Origin of the sequence: Embleya scabrispora DSM 41855 (assembly GCF_000372745.1) — a bacterium.
GTDB lineage: Bacteria > Actinomycetota > Actinomycetes > Streptomycetales > Streptomycetaceae > Embleya > Embleya scabrispora.
Genome location: NZ_KB889732.1, coordinates 13,734 through 32,191, shown reverse-complemented (window position 1 = coordinate 32,191; position 18,458 = coordinate 13,734). Strand labels below are relative to the sequence as shown.

15 protein-coding genes and 2 pseudogenes are annotated in these 18,458 nt (G+C 70.8%); 8 read left to right on the top strand and 9 right to left on the bottom strand.

Annotation, left to right across the window (positions count from 1 at the left end; all coding sequences use genetic code 11):
- Positions 1-370 (top strand): sensor histidine kinase (locus A3IC_RS0148485; RefSeq protein WP_026219622.1); only part of this gene is annotated, 370 nt, incomplete at its 5' end.
- 360 nt (positions 371-730) lie between these two features.
- Positions 731-889, top strand: a complete 159-nt coding sequence (locus A3IC_RS69540) for a hypothetical protein (RefSeq protein WP_321184086.1) — start codon at positions 731-733, stop codon at positions 887-889.
- Positions 890-1,216: 327 nt separating this feature from the next.
- Here the strand turns inward: A3IC_RS69540 and A3IC_RS0148475 are convergent, their stop codons facing one another.
- Entirely contained in the window at positions 1,217-1,774 is a 558-nt protein-coding gene (locus tag A3IC_RS0148475; RefSeq protein ID WP_020557278.1) for a hypothetical protein, read from the bottom strand.
- Positions 1,775-2,756: 982 nt separating this feature from the next.
- Between A3IC_RS0148475 and A3IC_RS60945 the strand changes: the two genes are divergently transcribed.
- Positions 2,757-3,026 carry a hypothetical protein gene (locus A3IC_RS60945; RefSeq protein WP_020557277.1) on the top strand — a complete coding sequence of 90 codons (270 nt, stop codon included), beginning with the start codon at positions 2,757-2,759 and terminating at the stop codon, positions 3,024-3,026.
- A gap of 572 nt (positions 3,027-3,598) precedes the next feature.
- On the opposite strand, the gene A3IC_RS0148465 is transcribed toward A3IC_RS60945, so the two are convergent.
- Entirely contained in the window at positions 3,599-4,594 is a 996-nt protein-coding gene (locus A3IC_RS0148465) for an MBL fold metallo-hydrolase (RefSeq protein ID WP_020557276.1), read from the bottom strand.
- Positions 4,595-4,709: 115 nt separating this feature from the next.
- On the opposite strand from A3IC_RS0148465, the pseudogene A3IC_RS73970 reads away from it, so the two are divergent.
- Positions 4,710-4,911 (top strand): annotated as a pseudogene (locus tag A3IC_RS73970) (IS982 family transposase); the annotation flags it as partial.
- Positions 4,912-5,880: 969 nt separating this feature from the next.
- Here A3IC_RS73970 and A3IC_RS0148460 read toward each other — a convergent pair.
- The gene (locus tag A3IC_RS0148460) at positions 5,881-7,359 is read right to left on the bottom strand and encodes a beta-N-acetylhexosaminidase (RefSeq protein WP_245599965.1); all 1,479 of its coding nucleotides are present in this window, start codon (positions 7,357-7,359) and stop codon (positions 5,881-5,883) included.
- Between the two features lie 663 nt (positions 7,360-8,022).
- Between A3IC_RS0148460 and A3IC_RS0148450 the strand changes: the two genes are divergently transcribed.
- Complete coding sequence (locus A3IC_RS0148450) at positions 8,023-10,050, top strand: PDDEXK family nuclease (protein WP_020557273.1); 2,028 nt, start codon at positions 8,023-8,025, stop codon at positions 10,048-10,050.
- 176 nt (positions 10,051-10,226) lie between these two features.
- Here A3IC_RS0148450 and A3IC_RS0148445 read toward each other — a convergent pair whose 3' ends face one another.
- The 4 genes and pseudogenes from A3IC_RS0148445 to A3IC_RS0148435 form a co-directional block, all read right to left on the bottom strand.
- Positions 10,227-10,541 carry a helicase associated domain-containing protein gene (locus A3IC_RS0148445; RefSeq protein ID WP_026219620.1) on the bottom strand — a complete coding sequence of 105 codons (315 nt, stop codon included), beginning with the start codon at positions 10,539-10,541 and terminating at the stop codon, positions 10,227-10,229.
- The gene (locus tag A3IC_RS72150; RefSeq protein WP_158696407.1) at positions 10,538-10,936 is read right to left on the bottom strand and encodes a hypothetical protein; all 399 of its coding nucleotides are present in this window, start codon (positions 10,934-10,936) and stop codon (positions 10,538-10,540) included. Before A3IC_RS72150 ends, A3IC_RS0148445 begins: the two co-directional genes overlap by 4 nt.
- Before the next feature lie 849 nt (positions 10,937-11,785).
- Positions 11,786-11,860: pseudogene (locus tag A3IC_RS73965) on the bottom strand (hypothetical protein); the annotation flags it as partial.
- A gap of 153 nt (positions 11,861-12,013) precedes the next feature.
- A complete protein-coding gene (locus A3IC_RS0148435; RefSeq protein WP_020557272.1) occupies positions 12,014-12,832 on the bottom strand; it encodes a phytanoyl-CoA dioxygenase family protein in 819 nt (272 codons plus the stop codon).
- 78 nt (positions 12,833-12,910) lie between these two features.
- On the opposite strand from A3IC_RS0148435, the gene A3IC_RS0148430 reads away from it, so the two are divergent.
- The 3 genes from A3IC_RS0148430 to A3IC_RS73960 all read left to right on the top strand — a co-directional run bounded on the left by A3IC_RS0148430 (position 12,911) and on the right by A3IC_RS73960 (position 15,659).
- Entirely contained in the window at positions 12,911-13,828 is a 918-nt protein-coding gene (locus tag A3IC_RS0148430) for a helix-turn-helix domain-containing protein (protein WP_052174140.1), read from the top strand.
- Positions 13,829-13,860: 32 nt separating this feature from the next.
- Positions 13,861-15,018, top strand: a complete 1,158-nt coding sequence (locus A3IC_RS66455) for a nitroreductase/quinone reductase family protein (RefSeq protein ID WP_321184085.1) — start codon at positions 13,861-13,863, stop codon at positions 15,016-15,018.
- Positions 15,019-15,119: 101 nt separating this feature from the next.
- Complete coding sequence (locus tag A3IC_RS73960; protein ID WP_079027182.1) at positions 15,120-15,659, top strand: helix-turn-helix domain-containing protein; 540 nt, start codon at positions 15,120-15,122, stop codon at positions 15,657-15,659.
- 56 nt (positions 15,660-15,715) lie between these two features.
- Here A3IC_RS73960 and A3IC_RS0148420 read toward each other — a convergent pair whose 3' ends face one another.
- Positions 15,716-17,188 carry a S41 family peptidase gene (locus A3IC_RS0148420; protein ID WP_020557269.1) on the bottom strand — a complete coding sequence of 491 codons (1,473 nt, stop codon included), beginning with the start codon at positions 17,186-17,188 and terminating at the stop codon, positions 15,716-15,718.
- A gap of 63 nt (positions 17,189-17,251) precedes the next feature.
- Complete coding sequence (locus A3IC_RS0148415; protein WP_026219616.1) at positions 17,252-18,457, bottom strand: ABC transporter permease; 1,206 nt, start codon at positions 18,455-18,457, stop codon at positions 17,252-17,254.
- Between the last annotated feature and the right edge of the window lies 1 nt (position 18,458).

Sequence of the window (18,458 nt, the reverse complement as noted above, 5' to 3'; positions counted from 1 at the left end):
CGCCCAGGTCCTGCGCAACCTCGCCGACAACGCCGCGACCCACGCCTCCTCCGCAGTACGCCTGACGGTCGCCCCGTCGCCCGACGGACACACGGCCGTGCTCGAGGTGGCCGACGACGGCCCCGGCGTGCCCCCCGCCGAACGCGACCGCATCTTCGGCCGGTTCGTACGCCTGGACCCCAGCCGCGACCGCGACTCCGGCGGCGTGGGCCTGGGCCTGGCCATCGTGCACCAACTCGTGGCCGCCCACCACGGGAGCGTTGACGTGGACGAAGCACCGGGCGGAGGAGCGCTGTTCCGGGTCGTACTGCCGTCGGAACCGAACCGTCCCCCAGGCCCACCGCACGACACCACCGGCGGCGACACATGACCCCGCGCCTTCGCCGCTGACGCGGTCTCCGAACTCCCGGCCACGTCAAGGGGGCCGGTAGCCAACGGGAGCCGAAGCGCGGGACGGAGGGTGCGGCGGCCGCCGACCGCCGGCCCGGCCGGCGGCGGCACGCCACTCGCGGATCCACGGTGCTCGCCCTCGGTGCGGCCGGACCGCCGCGGGGAACGCCGGAACACCCGAGAGACCGACCCTGCGGACTTGGCGACCATGACGAAGACCACCCGGCATCACGCCCGCTGTTCGAGGGTCGCCTCGTCACCGGGCCCTCCGGAGAAGACTCACACCGGTGGCGAGGCCCTGCGGACAGCGTGGGCACCCCCGCCTCTCAGGATCCTCTCAGTGCCGGCGTGGTCGACTCGACCGGGGCGGCCGGGTGCGCTCACCAATGTCGACCGATACCTGTTGCCGATGGTCGCCGTCATCGTCGCCGTCTCGCTGATCCTCCTCACGCTCGAACTCCTGTGCTCCCGCCGCGCGGCGAAGAACCAAGGTCGGTGAGCGCGGCGAACCCGGCCGCGGATGGTTTCCTTGTGCGTGCCCGCGGAACGGAAGTCGAGCTTGTGAGCCGGTTGCAGCAGGTGAGACGGGCCGCGGCTGCTGCGACCGGGGTGGCCGTGGCCGCCGACCTTGTCGTGGATGGTCGGGCCGAAGCCGTCGGCGGTGCTGGTGAAGGCGCCCAGGGTCGACCAGCGTGCCCTGGTGATGCTGCCGGGCAGCGCACGATCACGCGAACGCCGTCACGCCCAGGTACGGCCGGCCCGGATGGTTCGCAATGTGATGGCGCCTGCGGGTCGTTGTGGTGCCGAGTCTCCGACTCGGTGGCTCTCATCGGGCTGGTCGGCAGCGACGCACGTAGTAGGCGTAGGTCAGGGCCAGGAGCATGGGGCCCCACAGCGTCGCCGGGATGATGCACACCTTTGCCAGCAACTCCCACCAGCCGTTGGAGTACCCCAGGGCGTGCAATCCCGGGACGTGGAGCCAGGCGAGCAGCGCGCTTCCCCAGACGGCGGTCAGGACCAGGCCACCGATGGTGGCGGGGATGATCGCCGCCAGGGGCGGGATGCGTTTCCCGCCGATGATCGGCAACCATGCGGGTGCCACCTCGCCCCACGGTCGCACCAGGCCGAAGGCGAGCAGTGCCAGTGCCTCCGTCAGCACGCTGAGACCGAAGACGTAGGGGACGGCCCAGTACCACGGCGGCATGGCAGGCGAGTTCGGATCGATCATGCCCATCTTGAAGTCGAAGGCGTACGGCAGCCGCCACAGGCACTGGGGCAGCAGCACGAACGGGATCGCGCGCGCGGTGACGACGGCCCATCTCGGGACGGGCCGCTCGGTGTCGGGTGAAGTCCCGTTCTGGCGGGGTCTGTTGATCGTTTTCACGGACCACAGTCTCTTGGGATCTCGGAGAGTTGACGTCACTCCGGAGACGGACGAGCCGCCCCCTCCGAAAGGCATGAGGCCCCGGCAGCGGGTAACCGCACAGGCGGATCCGCAGGTTCCGCAATCCCCCCGGGTATGACCGGCAGTCAGTCCCAGGCCGGATTCGGGCGGCCTCGCCGGTGCCGGGCATCCCCGCCACCGGCACTCCGCAGCATCCGGTCCTCGACCCGCTCGCTGGGCACGCCCCGCAACCCACCCTCGCCGCCCCAACCTTCCGCAGGCGAATCGGGGGAAACCGCCCAGGCTCGACCGCATCCGACATCGGCGTTTCGAGCCTCGACGTCGCCACGATCGTTCCTCGGGCAAACGCCTGGAACACGCGCCTCCGGGGTGACCCTTCGGTGAAAACGACGTGGACCTCCCGGTCGCCCGTTCGCACCCGGATCCCACCGCGCAACGCCGAGGTGCCGCCTCCGTTCGCCGGCCACAGATGGACCGCGGATCCCAGGACCACGGGATCCAGCCACGGCCGGGTCGTCCCCACGCACGTGTCGCGGACGCCTCCCACAGGGAGCCGTCCCGCAGCCGCACGAGGTGCTGGCCTTCGCCCTGGGTGGCCACCACCACGTTCAACCCCGGCAGTTCGAGCGCGGCCTGCTCCGCCCAGGCGGGCGCGGGGGGTTCGGCGAAGGCCTCGGTGCGGACCAGGACTTCCGCGCTCTGCGGCCACCGTGGGTGCAACTCGTCGGTGGTGACCGCGTAGAACCCCCGGGCCCGGTGGTGGCCCGGCGAGTGCGTCCTTGGTCGGAGCACAGGATCAGCCGAAGGCCGCCTTCATGTCCGGCGAATACCCATCCGGGTGATCACATTCGGGCCTGCGTTCGAGGTCAGACCATAAAGCACAAGCTAATGCCGTCCGCGTCGACGGGGACAACGGCTCCTGAGGGGCCTCGCGTTTTTCGGACAGGGCCCGGCTGCGAACATGGACACGGAGGAGCCCGTCGTCCCCCCGGTGGATCGCATCACGGCGTTCGTCGCCGCGCTGTCGGACCGGTGGCCGGATCCCACGGAGAACGACGACGAGGACTCGCCCTGGTCGGCGGGGCCGCCGATTGGCGCTGCCTGCGGCCCGCTGATCTACTTCCCCATGAGCTGGAGCACGGCCGAGGAGGCATCCGCCCACGCAGCGGAAGTCGCCTCGTCGCTGGGCCTCAACTGCTTCGACCCGCAGGCACGGCAACTCCGGCCCTGACAACGGCGCGGGAGCGATCAAACTTCGGCCGGCGGCCGGCTTGGCGGCTTCGGCGCTCGAGCGTTCCACCTGCCGACCGCAGCAGAACCGGCGAGCCGTCTCGCGCGGCACTACAGCATCCTCGGCACCCACGATTCGCTCTCGCCACTTCCGCAGAAGCCATGTCGTTTGCGAACAGCAGAACTCGTGTTCTCAACGACATGGCAACCGCCCGGCTCGTAGGCGTCGCAATCGACATTTGCATTGCGACGGGACAACCTCGGTTCAGGGCCTTCGCTCCTTCGAGTGGTGGCCGCTTCTGGCTCTGACGCGATGAACGTGGCTGGTCAGGACGAGGCAAACGTGCAGCAGTCTCGTCGCATCCCACCCACCCACCCACCCACCCACCGCCACTCCATCCCGCCCGTGTCGCGGATCCGTGGTTGGCAGGCCGACGACCGCCACCCGGCGCTGCGGCCGGCGGACCAAGGCCGCCCGAACCCTGCTTCCGCGCTCGGTTTGCTCGCGAGAACGCGCAACGCGTGCGACTGCGGGAACCCCGCCGGGACGCGCGAGCGTGTCGGCGGGGTCCCTCACGAATCACGCTGCTGATGTTGCTCGGGCAGCCGGCTCTCCGGATGCGCCCACAACACGACGTTGTCCGGCATCGGGGCCCGCCCTTGCGCCCGGTGCCGTGCGAAGAACTCCAAGACCTCGCGGTCGGAGTACCTCAGGCTGAAGTGGATCAGTACGAACAACGTGTCCGGGTGCGCATCGACGATGGGCCGCAGTCGGCTCCAGACCGTGTGGCCGACCCGATCCGCTCGCGCGAGCTCCGCGTCGTCGAGGAACGTGCACTCCGTGATGACGACCGGGTACGTGAACAGCCACGGATTGCGCTCGAACACGTCGGTGTGCGTATCGCCCAGGTACGCGAACAGCGGCCGCCGGACCTCCTCGTCCACCTCCACCCCCTGCTTGCGACGCTCGGCCATCACCCGGCCGAACTCCGCGCCCCGGCCCTCCGCGACCAACGTCCGCCGCAGCTCCTCGAATTCGGAACGCAGCGTCTTACGCCGCTCGGAGAACGCGTACCCGACGCACGGCACCTTGTGCAGGCACTCCAGCACCCGCACCCGGTGCCCGGCGCGCCCGAACGCGAACTCGTCGCCATCGCGCACGCCGTGCAGCCGGTGACCCATGAGGTCGGGGTCGAACGCCGTCCCATGATTGAGTTCGGCGCACGAGCGGATGTACGACTCCGCGTGCGGCACCGCGTCGGCGGGCAGGTAGATGTCTGTCCCGCCTGGCCTCGCGGCCAAGAAGTCGAGGTCCTTGGCGTGGTCGTGGTGCGTGTGCGTAAGGAAGACGGTGTCGGGACGGCGCCCTTCGCACAGCCCCGCGTCCAAGGCACACCGCAGCTCCGGGATGTGAAAGAACGTCTTGTCGTTGGCACGGGAGTATCCGGTCAAGGTCAGCTCGGTCCCGGGGATCCGCCAGGTCTTCCACTGCCGGAATGGGTGCCCCCGCTCGAGGAGTTCGGGATGAGCGGGCACCCCCACGGGAAACGACGGAGCCGCGGTCGACATGCCGGATCCTCCAACGTGCTGTGCTGTCGGTCTGTGATGCGCTGCGCATCCTCGCACGCCGAGCGGCCGTCGCGACAACGGATATCCACCCGGCGTCGATCATCCCCACCACCGCCTGTTCGAACCGCCGTGGCAGGTCGTCGAGTCGATCGGGCAGACCTGCAAAGGTCGGCTCGACCTGGAACGACACGGGCGGCAAGAGCCGCGCAGGCATTGCCGTCCCCATCCTCGGTCGCGTCCACGCCCTGACCGCGGCGATCCGGCACAACGACAAGACGGGTCAACCTCTCCAGCGATCACCGACCGCCTACGACCACTGCACGTCACCATGCCCTTGGACTCATCATTCAGTCGGGGCGCGGCGGCTTCGGGGCCGGCCGCCGCCTCGTCGGTGCGGTCGAGCCGCTCCAGGCAGGCACTCAGGGGGAGCAGGGCGTCGTGCAGATTCTGCTCGGTTCGACGGACCTTCATTCGCGAGGACTTCAACTCCTCGCATGGCCGCTCGAGCAGGTACGCCACGGAGTAGCGGTGATCGTCGTCCCAGTCGTCCTCTTCCTCCAATTCCCCGCGCCGATCCCGATGAGCGCGCGCCCTGTCGCAGTAGAGCTGTGCCGCGTCCCGGCAGGCGGTCAGCGCTGCTTCCGGCGCTCCCGACGCGAGCAGGCGGGCCCGAGGCTGTGCCAGGCAATTGCCTGGTAGCCGTCACGCTACGGCTTTTCATTTCGCCCATTGCCTCGACGATGCACGCGTGCGCCCGTTCGGCCTGCCCGCTCCGGACGAGCCGCTCACTGCGCACGTCCAGTGCCTGGAGGAACCGAACCTCGAGCCGGCCCGTTGCCGTCAAGCCGCCATGACCTCAGCGCTCACCTCGGCGGCTTCGGCCACGCGGCCGACCACTTGGCGAGTTGGTCCGCGGCGGATGCGGCGGTGTTCGTGGCGATCGCGTCGTTGTGCGCGGTGGTACCCCTGGGGTGTACTTGGTCGGCGGCCCGAAGGCGGCGGCGACGCCGGCCGGCTGGAAGGGATGGCTGGTCGCGTACAACGCCGCGATCATGGCCGTGCTCTTCCGCGTACTCGGCGCCAAACCCGTCGGCGACGCGATCAGCGGCCCGTCGTCCCGGCCGGACCCGAGACCTCCCGCAGGTCGACGCGGGCGGAACCTGCCCATGTCACCCGGCGGAACGGCGCACCGGCCCGAGTGTTCCCGGCCGGCCGCGAACCGGCTGCGCACCTACCGGCGGGACCCACGTGTGAAGCGCCCGGCTGAAACGCGAGTGGGCGGGTGTTCAGGCCGTGTGCCATGGGCGGCGGGGTTTGTGGTGCATTCGGCCGGGGACGCCGGGGCGTTGTTGCCAGGGGTGTGGGCCGGCGGGCGGTCGGTAGGCGATGCCCAGCGCTTCCAGGCGGGCGTAGTGCGCCTCGTGCATCCGGCGCTCGAAGTCGTCGAAGTCGCGCTCGTCCGGGTGCGGCAGGGTGGACCACACCGCTTCCGCGAAGGCCGCGAGGCGGGGGAACGCCTGATAGTCCACGCGGCCCCGGTTCTCGGTGACTTCGCTCCACAGGTTGGCTTGGGCTCCGACAACGTGTGCCGCGTGGGGAGTGCCGGTCAGCCGTGGTGGTACGGGTTCGAACCGGTAGACGTCCTCCAAGGTGTGCACCCAGCCGAAGGGAACGGGTTCACCCGCGTCCGCCGACTGGACGTGGTCGAGGTAGACCTCCTGCTGAGGACACATCACGACGTCGTGGCCGGCCTCGGCGGCGGCGATGCCTCCGGTGTACCAGCGCCAGCACATGACCGCCGCGCCGGGGGCCAGACCGCCTTGCAGGATCTCGTCCCAGCCGATGAGTCGGCGCCCCCGTTCGGCCAGCCAGTGGTCGAAATGGCGGATCATCCAGGACTGGAGACCGTCCTCGTCGTCGACGCCCAGTTCGGCGATGCGGGCCTGGGCGGTGGGTGATTCGCGCCACTGTTCCTTGAGACACTCGTCGCCGCCGATGTGCACGTACCTTCCGGGAAACAGCTCCAGGATCTCGGTGAACACGCCCTCGTAGAACCGGATCACCGCGTCGGTGGGGGCCAACACGTGAGGGCTGATGCCCCAATCGGTCTTCACTCCCAGCGCACCGGTGTCCACCACGTCGGCGTTGCCCAGTTCCGGGTACGCCGCAATGGCCGCCTGCGAATGCCCGGGCAGGTCGATCTCGGGTACGACCCGAACATGCCGCTCGGCCGCGTAGGCGACGATCTCCCGCAGGTCGTCCTGGGTGTGGAAGCCCCCGTGCGGACGCTCGTCCCAGAGCGCCGGCTCTCCCCAGCCCAGCCGGGTCCGGGGCCGCCACGCGCCCACTTCGGTCAGCCGCGGATACCGCTTGATCTCGACGCGCCACCCCTGGTCGTCGGTGAGGTGCAGGTGCAGCACGTTCAGCTTGTGCGCGGCCAGTACGTCCACGTAGCGCAACACGTCGTCCTTGGCCATGAAGTGCCGTGCGACGTCGAGCATCATGCCCCGCCAGGCGAAACGCGGCGCGTCCTCGACGATGAGGTATGGGACGACGACCGGCTCCCGGCTCAGCGGCGCGCGACGGAAGGCGTTCGGGCCGCCCAGTTGGCGCAGGGTCTGCCGCCCCCAGAACACACCCGCGTCGTCGCCACCGACGATCTCCACCCGGTCGGCCGCCACGGTGAGCCGGTACGCCTCCGGCCCGAGTTCCGGATCGACGCGGTGCTCCACCGTGTCGCCGAGCGGCCCCGAGCCTCCGGTCAATTCCAGTCGACGCGGTGCGGGAATCAGGTTCGGCCTGTCGGTCACTCACCCTCCGATTCGAAGAAGTCGTATGTGCGACAGGGGGATTCATGCCCCGAAGGAATCACGCCCAATCGATACCGAGGCCAAGTCGGCGCCCGGACCAAAGGTGGCCGCGCGGGGTGGGGGCGGGGACGGTGGTCTTGAACGCGCGGTCGGACACAGCGGCCGATGGGCATGCCGGTCGGTGCGAGGATGTTGGTGCGACGACGTTCGTCGTCTTCTGCCCCACGTCGGCCGCAAGCTTGTCCGGCGATATTTCCCTGTTTCGGGCGCCTTCATCGGCCGGCGAGCAGTGGAACTGGCGTTGCGGAGTCCTCACAACCTCCTCGACACCCAGCCCGGATCCGGGATTTGCCACCTCGATCGCGGGGCTGCCCGTCCCCGAGCGAGGATCGGGCAGACGACGCCGGACGGCCTGATCGTCACCCCGTGGGCCACCGCGTGGGCCGCTGCACAGGACCACCGAAGAACTCCCGGACCTCCAAGTGATCCTGACCACGGCTCAGCCCGACCTGGTCGAAGGAATCCTCCCGCAGGACCACATCATCACCAGCACCGACGAGCACCTGTTCTGATCGAGCATCCGTTCCAACCTGGGGCGACCCGCCAGAGGAGGGGGCCATGGCACACACCGTCGATCGAGCGCTCCAGGCCTGGGCCACCCGCGCCACGGACGACCACCTTGCTGCCGGCCCCACCCTCGACGACCTCGGCGGCCGCGACGCCGCCCTCACCGAGGCACCCACCCTCGCCGCCGGCCCCCAGCTCCGCTACCTCGTCCACGCCGCAGCCCACGCTCTCGAAGACACCACAACCGCCCCCCTACTCGCCGCGATCGTGCAGGGCATCACCCGCCCACACGCCGCCTGGGTACTCGCCGCCGCCATCGACGCCCTGTGCGAACGACCGGCCCTGCTCGCCCGCCTCGGGGACCAACCGGCCCGCCGACTCACCACCCACGCAGAGACCGCACTCGAACCCGACAACGACCACGCCGCATACGCCCAACCCGCCATCTCGGGAATGCTTCGTCTCGCGATCTCCGGCCAGGCAAGGCCTCACCGGCTACTGGCGCTCCTCACCGAAATCACCGGCGGCGAACCGGTGGATGCCCTCGAGCGACTCCCCATCCTCATCGGCGTGGCCCACGACCACTTCGACGAGCCCGCCCTCCTCGACGTCCTCACCACCATCGAGAACCGGGCCGACCTGCCCCACGCCACACGCGCCGACGCCGGCTTCGAACTCGCCCAGGCCGACCTCCGCAACCTCCAAGCCGGCGACCGCGCCGACACCGAACTCCACCTCGGCCGGGCCCTGCTCCGACTCACCCGGCTGGACCACGACAACGAGAACCGACTCGACGCCCGCGCCGCCGCCATCGACGCCATCCTGGCCTTCTCCGCCCTCGAACACGATCCCGGATCCGACCAGACCCGCACACGCCTCAAGAACGCCACCGACTCCCTGGAAACCACCCTCGACGACCTCACCGCATGGACCTTCGGCCTCCACGAACTCGACTGGCTCAGCGCCCGCGGCCTCGCCCAAGGAGCATGGGCCCGACTCGTCACCGCCCTACGCGTCGCCGCAACCCGCCTGACCGAACCCAGCTGGTACGAGCCCGCCGCAGCCCTGAACGACCTGCTCGCCGTCTACCTTGCGAGCCGCTCCATCCACGCACCCACCGATTCACCCACCGGTGGAATCAGCGCACTCGTCGCCCCCACCATCGAAGCCCCCTTCCTCCGCAACGAAGGCCGTCGCCACCAACTGCAACAAGCCCTGCTGCACGACGAGCGCTTCACCGAGCACCCGGACGCCATCGCCCTGCTCCACGCCATCCAAGAAAGAGCATCACACGAGACCGCGACGGGAGCCGCGGTGCCGGGAAAAGCCCTCGAGGGGCGACCCGAACTGGCCCAACTCCTGCGCACCCTTCCCGGTGACCTCGACGCGACGTTCCTCGACAACGTCGAGGACCACCTACGACACGCACGCCTGGGCTACACCCCCACCGGCAACCACCGGTTCGACGGACACCTCGAGGAGCTCCTCGAAACGCTCCGTGCCAGCCCCGCGTGGCGCCCCCCGGAATCACACCAATTCACCACCCTGCTCGAACAGTTCCTGCGCTTCATGTACGACCGCTTCGATGCCCAAGCCGACCTCTACGGCGAACGCACGGCCTACCTCGGACCACCCCGCCCCGACGACGAGGGACGAGTGCGCCCGTGGCCCGAAAAGCATCTGCAGGACGACTTGCACCAGCACCTGAGCGGCACCCTGATCCCGGGAACCGTCCAGAGAGAAATCATGGACATCGCCGGCGGGCGCACCGACATCACCTACACACCCCAACCCGGCAATCGCTTCGTGATCGAGGTCAAACGCCGTGAGAGCCGATCCGCCCGAGAAACCGTCGAACAGGTCTACTTGGCGCAAGCCACCAACTACACGGCCACCGGCCCGCCGTTCGGGATGCTCATCGTCGGCGACCACAGCAACCACCACTCCGGCTACTCGGACGTCCACGACCGCATCTGGATCACGCACCACGCCCGCACTCCGACGGAAACCCCACGACTCGTCGTTGTAGGAGTCCTCCCGATCGGTCGCCCAACCCCTCACACACTGCGGATGCCTTGAACTCTGGGACTGTATTCCGGAGGGGTTGTGCCCGAGGCCGACGCCCGATTCCTGCCTGTCGGCGCTACGCCCACCGCATCCCGAGCCCGGTCAAAGCCTCCACCCGCTCCGCCGGCCATGTCGCCCGCCGCTGCCGCGCGTTCGCCAACGCCACACCCAGCTTCACCGCATGCGCCTCACCGCCCGCCTCGACGGTCTTGACGTGTTTGCGCGGCACGGCCAGGTGCCCTTCGCGCGCGCAGCTCGATCCGGTGCGGGGTGATCGACCCGGCCGCGCGGGCGCGTCGCTGGTCGCCGACCCACTGCCCGAGCGGGTAGGACGTCCCGGTTTCGGTGTCGTAGTCGATGCTCTCCAACGGGACCCGAAGGTCTCCGTGGGCCGTGTGCCGGCGTTTCGCGGCGTGGTAGCCGCGCCGCCGGTCCCGCCGTTCCGGGTTTATCACGCGCAGGTTGATGAAGTCGCGCAGGAGTGTGGGGTCGCGGTCGGTCATGAACCGGACGAGGAACCGCTCCTCGACGCCGGCGTCGTCCTGGTCGCCGTCACCGGGCTCGACGTCGTCCCGGTCCTCGATGTGCTCGCCGGCGTCGGCGGTTCGGCGGTTCGGCAGTCGGTGTCGTCGATGTCGATCGCTCGCGTCCGGGTTTTGGGTCCGCTGGGGGCGGGGGTGGCGAGCATGTCCAGGACGCGGGCGTCGTGCGCGGCCAGGGCGTGGAGGGTTCGCACGAGGGGGTGGTAGCTGTCGGAGACGAGCATGTCGTCGGGTCGTTCCCCGGGTGCGAGGAAGACGGGGACGATGACGGTGGCGGTGCGTCCCTCGCCCGGATTCTGGCGCAGGGCTCGGCCGATGGCCCGGACGATCTCGACGATGCTGAACTTGGGGTCCATGAAGGCGACCGCACAGGCGCGCAAGCCACGCCTTCGGCCAGGACGCGGACGTTGCTGAGGACCGCGCGCCGGGCGATGGTGCCGTGGGTGTCGGCGCGTTCGACGAAGCGGGTCAGGACGTCGCGGCGGTGGTCGTTGGGGTGTTCGCCGCTCAACCAGTCCGCCCACACCGGTTCGGGATGACGCTTCGGGTCGTCCCGGTGCAGTCGGACGGCGCCGTCGGGCAGGCTCGCGGCGCAGGCCTGGGCCTCCAGGGTGCGGGAGTGGTAGGCGATGACCGTGTCCAGGTCGTCGTCGGCCGTGGCGCGCAGGACTGCGGTCTGCAGGGCGACCAGGCGCGCGGCCCGGTACTGCTCGACCTCTTCGATGCGCCGCCGGCCGAGGCCTCGGTTGAGGGCGCTGCCGGTGGCCCGCGCGAGCTCCTGGATCTGCGGGTCGGTGATCTCGACGACGACGACCCTCGGCCTCGCGATCAGGCCCATGCGGGCGCCCGCGGCGAGTTCGACGGTGGACGACGGGGCCGTAGATCGTCTCGTCGTCCATGGACGCGACCGCGCGGGCGGGCAGGGCCGAGTGCACGGGTCGTCCGCCCCGCACGCGAACCGGCCGATCGTCCTCGCCCTCGTCGTCCCACTCCCGGTCCGGGGCGTCGCCGCCGGCATCGTCCCGGCCGGCGACCAGGTCGGGGTCCTCCCACACGTCGTCCTCGGCCAGGGCCGGGGGCAGCTCGGCGTCGGTGTCCGACGTGGTGGCTTCGCTGTAGGCGCTGTTCCCGGGCGGCTCCCAGACCCGGGGCGTGGCCGTGAGGTAGAGGCGTCGTGCGGCGGGGAGTCGGGTGTTGTCGTGGACGGCGGCCCATTCCTTCCCGATGGATCCGCTGGTGCGGTGGGCTTTGTCGATGATCACGAGGTCGAACCCGGCCAGGGCCAGGCCGTAGGCGCCCTGGTGGGCGGTCAGGACGGCGCCCAGCGACTGGTAGGTGGCGTGTCACGGTCAGCGGCCCCGCACCGGCCGCCCACAGGGCGATTCGGGGGCGCTGGTGGTGCACCGCACCCCGGCTTCGTCGCCGGGAACCGGTCAATGGGGTCCGTGCGGCGCGAACTCCGTGCCGCACGGGCCGCTCCCCTCGCTCTCCGGCAGCGCGACCCGCTCGCCGCTCATCGACAGCGTGCGGTAGTGGTGTCCGATGCGCTCGGCGGAACGGCCGACGTAATGCCCGATGAAGGAGCGGCGAAAGCGGCCGGCGGTACGGTTCGGTCCCGAGCCGTGCACCAGGCTGCCGTTGAAGAACAGGACGTCGCCCGGCGCCATGTCGACGGGCACCGCGGTGAGTCCCTGGGGCGGCGGCACGTACTCGCGGGCGAAGGACAGCGTCTCGTCCGCCTCCTCGGGGCAGAACAGCTCCATCCGGTGGGTGCCCGGCACGACCTCCAGGCCGCCGTTGTCGCGGTCGATCACATCGCACGCCAGCCACGCCGCCACGCAGGTGCCCGGCTCCACTCGCAGATAGAAGTTGTCCTGGTGCAGCGCCTGCCCCCGGGCGCCCGGCGGCTTGAAGTAGAACATGCTTTGCGCGGCCAGCACTTCCTCGCCGAGCAGGACCTCCAGCACGGACCGCAGCCGCGGGTCCAGGAGCACGTCCCGCGCCGCCGCGCTGATCGCGTGCGGATGCATCACACGTGGGTGGGCGAGCAGGGGATCGGCGCCGTCCGCGGACGTCCGGGGCTCGAAGTGCCCGGGGACGGGGCCGGCCGCGTGCAGTGCCGCGAACTCCGCGCACAGCCGCTCGACCTCGCTCGGCCGGAACAGCCCGGGTACGAGGGTGTAGCCCTCCTCCTCGAACCGTCTGCGCCCGGCCTGCGGCAGGATGGATGCGCCGGTGATGCTGTTGTCCATGGCTGTCATGCGTCTGCTCCTCGGTCCGGTGTCCGCCGTGCCTCACAGTAGGTCGGGACGCGTACCGAGAGGATGACCATGCGTGCTGACGGATTGCCCGTGACTGCTGCCGTCGGCGATCCTTCGCCGCCGCGGGGGCTGGTGGTGATCGGACGCTACGACCAGGCCGCGGGCTACGGCGTCGACCGGCCGCGCGGCTCCGACAGCTGGCTGTTCACCTGGACGACGGGCGGCGCGGGACGGCTGCGCCAGGGCTCTGCCGAGGTGCGGGCGGGCGTGGGCGATCTGGTGGTCCTCGCACCCGGCGTGCCGCAGGGCTACACGGTCGCGCCGGGGGAGCGGCACTGGCGGTTCTGGTGGGCGCACTGCCAGGCCCGGCCTTCCTGGGCGGCCTGGCTGCGCCCGTACGGCGCAGGTGACGGGACATACGTCGTCGGGCCCGTCCCGTCCGCCCTGCACGGCAGGATCGACACGGCGCTGCACCGCATGCTCGCCGACGCCCGCTGGACCGGCACCGGGGCGCCGCCCGCCCGGGCCGTCGAAGCCACGCCCGGCGACGGTCCCGTCGTGGTGGCGCACGGCACGGCGGCGCGGGAACTCGCGCTGTGCTCCCTGGAGGAGGTCGTGCTGCTCGCAGCTGCCGGGTCGAGGGCGTCGGCGGACATCCCTGGCGTCGACCCCCGGATACGGCGGGCCCAGGCGCTGATCGACGCCGACCCGGCCGCCCCGCACACGGTCGGCTCCCTCGCGGAGGGCGTCGTGCTCTCCCCGTCCCGATTCGCCCACCTCTTCACCCGGCAGCTCGGACTGTCGCCGATGCGGGCCCTGCGCGAGGCCCGTCTGCGGCATGCCGCCCGGCTCCTCGAAGGCACCGATCTGTCCGTGGAACGAGTCGCCGCTGCCTCGGGTTTCGCCAGCCCGTTCCACTTCAACCGGGTGTTCCGGGAACGCCACGGGATGCCGCCGGGAGCGTACCGGGCAGCAGCGCGGCGGTAGTGAGGGAATCCGCCGGGCAATTCGGTGCCGACATGACCCGATTACCAATCCCTCGTCCCCAATCACGTCGGCCAAGCGGTAGCCGTCCTCTCGTGGTCACCCACCGGTACCGGCGCGGTGGTGTGGGGCGCGCTGCACACACCGGCGGTGAGTCGCGTACGGGGGACGGCGGCCGACGCGCTCCCGTCGTCGGCCGCCGCGTGTTGGGGGCGGGGCGCATGACCGTCGCACCGACAACACACACCCAGGCGGCAACCCTGGACACGGCCGACGCCCGGCATCGCAAGATCCGCATGGGCCGCCTCGAACGATGGGTGCTCAACCCGCCGATGCGGACACTCGCGTGCTTGGGCGTGCTCCCGCACCACGCGGTGCCGGAGACGACCGGGCGGACCACGGGGCGTCGCCGTCGGACGGTGGTCGGCGTACGCCGCGACCCCGACTCTGTGCTGTGGCTGGTCGCGGAACACCGCTCGCGGGCGGCGTACGTGCGCAACCTGATGGCGGACCCGAACGTACGCATACACCTGCGCGGACGCCGGCTCCCCGCCGTCGCGGCACTGCTGCCCGACCACGACGTGCGGGCACGCCTCGGCGCGTTCCCCACCCACCATGCCCGGACACTGCGCAGGTTCGCCACGACCCCGGCGACCGTACGCGTCGACCTCGCGCGGGCGGCCCGACCCGATCCTGTCGGCGATCGCGTACTTGCTCCCCGCGGCAGCACGATCACCGGTCGTGCCCGGGCCGTTCCGAAGACCGACGCGGTTGTCGAAGTACTCGTCGTCGCCCCGCCCCGGGCCCACCGCCACGCGGCTTCGGCTCCACCGCCGGCCGAAGCGCCGCCCGTCTCGGCGGCGCCGGGGACCGTGCCGCCACTGCCGGTCGCCGCGCCCCGGCCGTCCGCCACCGCGCCCACCCGCCGTACTGCATTCGCAATCGGCGCAGCAGCGTGCCGAGTTCGTCCGCCATGGCGGCACTCCTCGTCCGTGCCTACCTGCCCACGATCATGGGCCACGCCCCCTGCGGCGACGCCACCATCCGCCGACTCCTCGCCCACGCTGGCGGACTACGCGCCGAAACCGCCTGGACCGCTACCGGAGCAACCCCACACCCCTCGCCGAACTCCTGTGCCGCGAACCCCTCGACGCTTGGTGCACAGCGTGTGCTGCGTCGCCAAATGCCGGTAGCGCTGGAGGAGTTCACGGCCGTGTTCGGTCCGGCCCGCCGGTCGGATCGCGTCGAGCCGACATCCGATGGACAGTGTGTCGAATGAGGGCATCCTCGGCGTATGAGGGTCTCGGGGATGACTCCGGTGAAGCGGGAACGCCGGGAGAAGATGCGGTTGCGGGCGGCTGTTTGGTTCGCCGGGAGTGTGTCGCAGGCGGAGGTGGCGCGCCGTCTGGGCGTGTCCCCGCAGGTGGTGTCGACGTGGCATCGCGGGTGGGTGGATGGTGGGGCGGACGCGCTGCGGTCGGCCGGTCCGTCGGGCGCTCGGCGGCGGGTGTCGCACGAGCGGTCCGCCAACGTGGCGGCGGTGCTCGAGGCCGGTCCGGAGGCGTTCGGCTTGGCAGATCTGGACGCTCGCGCGGGACCCGCGACCGCGCCCGGGATGTATCCACCCGGGGGCCGACGGGTTCACGGGTCACCCGTGCGGGGCCCGCTGTCCCGGGCCCGCCCGGGCCCGCCACGTGCGTCGGTCCCGACCGTGAACCCGGTCGGGACCGACGCTTCTCGCGTTCAGGTGGTGCGTCGGGCACACGATTCGTACCCGTCGGGGTTGCCCCGAAGGCGCGTCCGTGATCGATGGCCGTCCGTCGATCCTCGCTGACCTCCTGCCTGCGCACTCGCGCAAATGGCTGTCCGGCGAGTGCGCAGGACCAGGGGCTAGGTGGTCAGCAGTTGCGTTGCCTTTTCCAGGGCCGGGTCGCGGCCTGCGGACAGGTCCTGGGCGGTCGTCGGGATTTCGTGATCGACCGCGACGCCGATCTCGTTGATGACCTGGCCGTTGGCGGAGGCGTGGTGCTTCATGGGGAGGAGCAGAACGCTGTTGTCGTTGAGCAGGTAGGGGATCGGTTTGCCGGAGATCTTGCCGGCGGTGCGGCCGCCGACGATCTTGCCGATGCCGATGTCCTTGACGGCGCTGGTGAAGTCCTCGCAGGCGGAGGCGCACAGGCCGTCGGTGAGCAGGGTCATGGGGAGATTGAGCAGCGGAACGGTGTCGTCGGTGTGGTTGGCGGTGCATTTGCGGAGGCCGCATTCGTTGCTGGTGACCTTGCCGTGGACGAAGGCGCTGAGCAGCTTGATGACGTCTTCGCCGCGTCCGCCGGTGTTGCCGCGGACGTCGATGACGAGGCCGCGGAGCTGGGTTGTCTCCCGGAGTTTGGCGATCTGGTTGAGGACGTCGTCGGCCGAGCCGGGGTGGAAGCTGGGCAGGTTGACCTTCGCGAGGCCGCCGGGCAGGAGGGTGATGGTTGCCTTCTCGCTTGCCGGGGGCTGTTCGACCGCGGCCTGGAGCTCGACCGTCAGGGTCTTGCCCGTCGATGGGCGCTGAACGGTCAGGCGTACCTTGTCCGCGCCCCGGGGGTGGAGCCAGTCCACGGCTCCGGGGGTCAGCGCGCCGTTGACGACCACGGGGACATCGTTGACGGTGGTGAGGATGTCGCCCGGTTTGAGGCCTGCTTTTTCGGCCGGCGACCCGGGGCCGACGGTCTTGATGAAGAACGGCGGTTGGGCGTCGCGCATGTCGGGGGTCGGGCGCCCGGACGGGGACTCGGTGATACCGAGGGTGTAGCGGGGCGCGCCGCCGGCGCCCGGCTGTCCCTTGATCCACCCGGCGTGGTTCTCCCGCAGGTACTCGATCAGGCCCTTGATGGTTTCGGCGGCGACGGCCTGGCGCAGCGCGGCGTCGTCAGGCAAGGTGCCGAGCAGTGCTTCGTAGGTCGTGGCGAACGCCTCCCAGTCGCGGCCCTTGTTCCCGGTGAGCTTGGGCATGGTGGCGGTCGGCCGGTCGGTGTTGCGGCGTTGCAGTTCTCCGGTGAGGTACTTGAAGGCGGAGGCGAGCATTTCGCGGCTGTCGATGGCCGGGCCGTAGTACGAGTTGGCGTAGATGCACTCGTAGACCTGCTGGATCGTGGTGGTCGTGGTGGCCTGCGGAGCGGACGGCGGCCCCGGCTCGGACGCGTTGTCGTCCTGGGCCACGCACGGCGGAACGGACGACGCGGCCTGGGCGGTGGAGCCGAACGGGTCGGCGTACGTCACCACTCCGGTGCCGAGGAGGAGCGCCAGCCCGGAGGCGGCGATCCCGGTGGAGCGGCGCCGCCTGCGGTGGCGGGCCGGGCGGGCAAGTGCGGAGGTCATGATGGGTTCCCTCTCAGGGATGGATTCGTGTGACTGCGGAGCTCCGAGACACGCACCGCCGGTTCACGGCGCGGCGAGTGCCTCGGTGGGGGCCATCCGGGATGCGCGGATGGCCGGGTAGAGGCCGGCGACGGCGCCGATGATCAGCGTCGCTGCGATGCCTCCTGCGGTCGCCCAGATCGGGACGACGGTGGGCCACGACTGCGTGGCGGCGTACAGGGTCGTCACGCCGATGCCGAGGACCACTCCGCCGACGCCGCCGAGTACGGACAGCAGCAGCGATTCGGCGAGGAACTGGGTGCGGATCTGGCCTCGCGTCGCGCCGAGCGAGCGGCGCAGCCCGATCTCCGGCCGGCGTTCCAGCACCGAGATGACCATTGTGTTGGCCACCCCAACGCCCCCGACCAGGAGCGCGACCGCGCCCAGTCCCAGCAGCAGGCCGGTGAACGCCTCGTCGGAGGCGCGTTGCGCGGTGAGTGCGTCGGATGGGCGGGACACCTTGACCTCGTTCGGTGCCTTCGGGTTTGCGGTGGCGCCCAGGACGTCGCGGACCGACTCCACCTGCGCGTCGTCGACGCGGGCGTAGACGGTGGTCGGGTGCCCGTCGAAGCCGAGGTACGTCCGGGCGGCCGACCAGCCGACCATGGCAGCCGCGTCCAACTCCGGTGCCAACGGCGCGGGTTCGAGGATGCCGATCACGGTGAACCAACTGTCGCCGAGGTAGACGCGGATGTCCGGTCCCGGCGCGCCGACGCCGAGCCGTTTCGCGGCGTCGGCGCCCAGGACGACGGCCGGGTAGCCCTCGGTCGCGGCATTGAGCCACGTCCCCGCCGCGACCGTGGCGCCGACGGTCCGCGGCAGGTCCAGGTTGGTGGCCCGCACGGACATGCCGCCGGACTGCGCCTGGGGGATACGGTCGTTGCGGTAGACCTTGGCGTCGGTGACCGCGCCGGTGGCGGCGACCTGGCTGACGGGTCCGACGCGCCCGATCATCGAGACGGACTCGTCGGGCAGCGTGGCCGACTCGCCTGCCAACGTATTCCCCGGCGCGACGGTGAGCAGGTTCGTGCCCAGGGCGGCGAGTCGGCGGTCCAACTCGGCTCGGCTGGAGGACGAGATCCCCGCCACGGCGGTCATCGCCGCGATCCCGATCGCGATGCCGAGGGCTGACAGGAACACGCGCATCGGCCTGGTGCGCAGTCCGGATCCGCCGACGCGCAGCACGTCCCGGGGGCGTAGGCGCGCCGGAGTCAGCGTGGACTTGCCCATG

Excerpts from the sequence above, each read along its gene's own strand:
- A3IC_RS0148450 (WP_020557273.1), top strand. The coding sequence starts at position 8,023 with ATGGCACACACCGTCGATCGAGCGCTCCAGGCCTGGGCCACCCGCGCC.
- A3IC_RS66455 (WP_321184085.1), top strand. The coding sequence starts at position 13,861 with ATGACCCGATTACCAATCCCTCGTCCCCAATCACGTCGGCCAAGCGGT.
- A3IC_RS60945 (WP_020557277.1), top strand. The coding sequence starts at position 2,757 with ATGGACACGGAGGAGCCCGTCGTCCCCCCGGTGGATCGCATCACGGCG.
- A3IC_RS73960 (WP_079027182.1), top strand. The coding sequence starts at position 15,120 with ATGAGGGTCTCGGGGATGACTCCGGTGAAGCGGGAACGCCGGGAGAAG.
- A3IC_RS0148415 (WP_026219616.1), bottom strand. The coding sequence starts at position 18,457 with ATGGGCAAGTCCACGCTGACTCCGGCGCGCCTACGCCCCCGGGACGTG.
- A3IC_RS0148445 (WP_026219620.1), bottom strand. The coding sequence starts at position 10,541 with ATGACCGACCGCGACCCCACACTCCTGCGCGACTTCATCAACCTGCGC.
- A3IC_RS0148465 (WP_020557276.1), bottom strand. The coding sequence starts at position 4,594 with ATGTCGACCGCGGCTCCGTCGTTTCCCGTGGGGGTGCCCGCTCATCCC.
- A3IC_RS72150 (WP_158696407.1), bottom strand. The coding sequence starts at position 10,936 with ATGGACCCCAAGTTCAGCATCGTCGAGATCGTCCGGGCCATCGGCCGA.
- A3IC_RS0148420 (WP_020557269.1), bottom strand. The coding sequence starts at position 17,188 with ATGACCTCCGCACTTGCCCGCCCGGCCCGCCACCGCAGGCGGCGCCGC.
- A3IC_RS0148435 (WP_020557272.1), bottom strand. The coding sequence starts at position 12,832 with ATGGACAACAGCATCACCGGCGCATCCATCCTGCCGCAGGCCGGGCGC.
- A3IC_RS0148430 (WP_052174140.1), top strand. The coding sequence starts at position 12,911 with ATGCGTGCTGACGGATTGCCCGTGACTGCTGCCGTCGGCGATCCTTCG.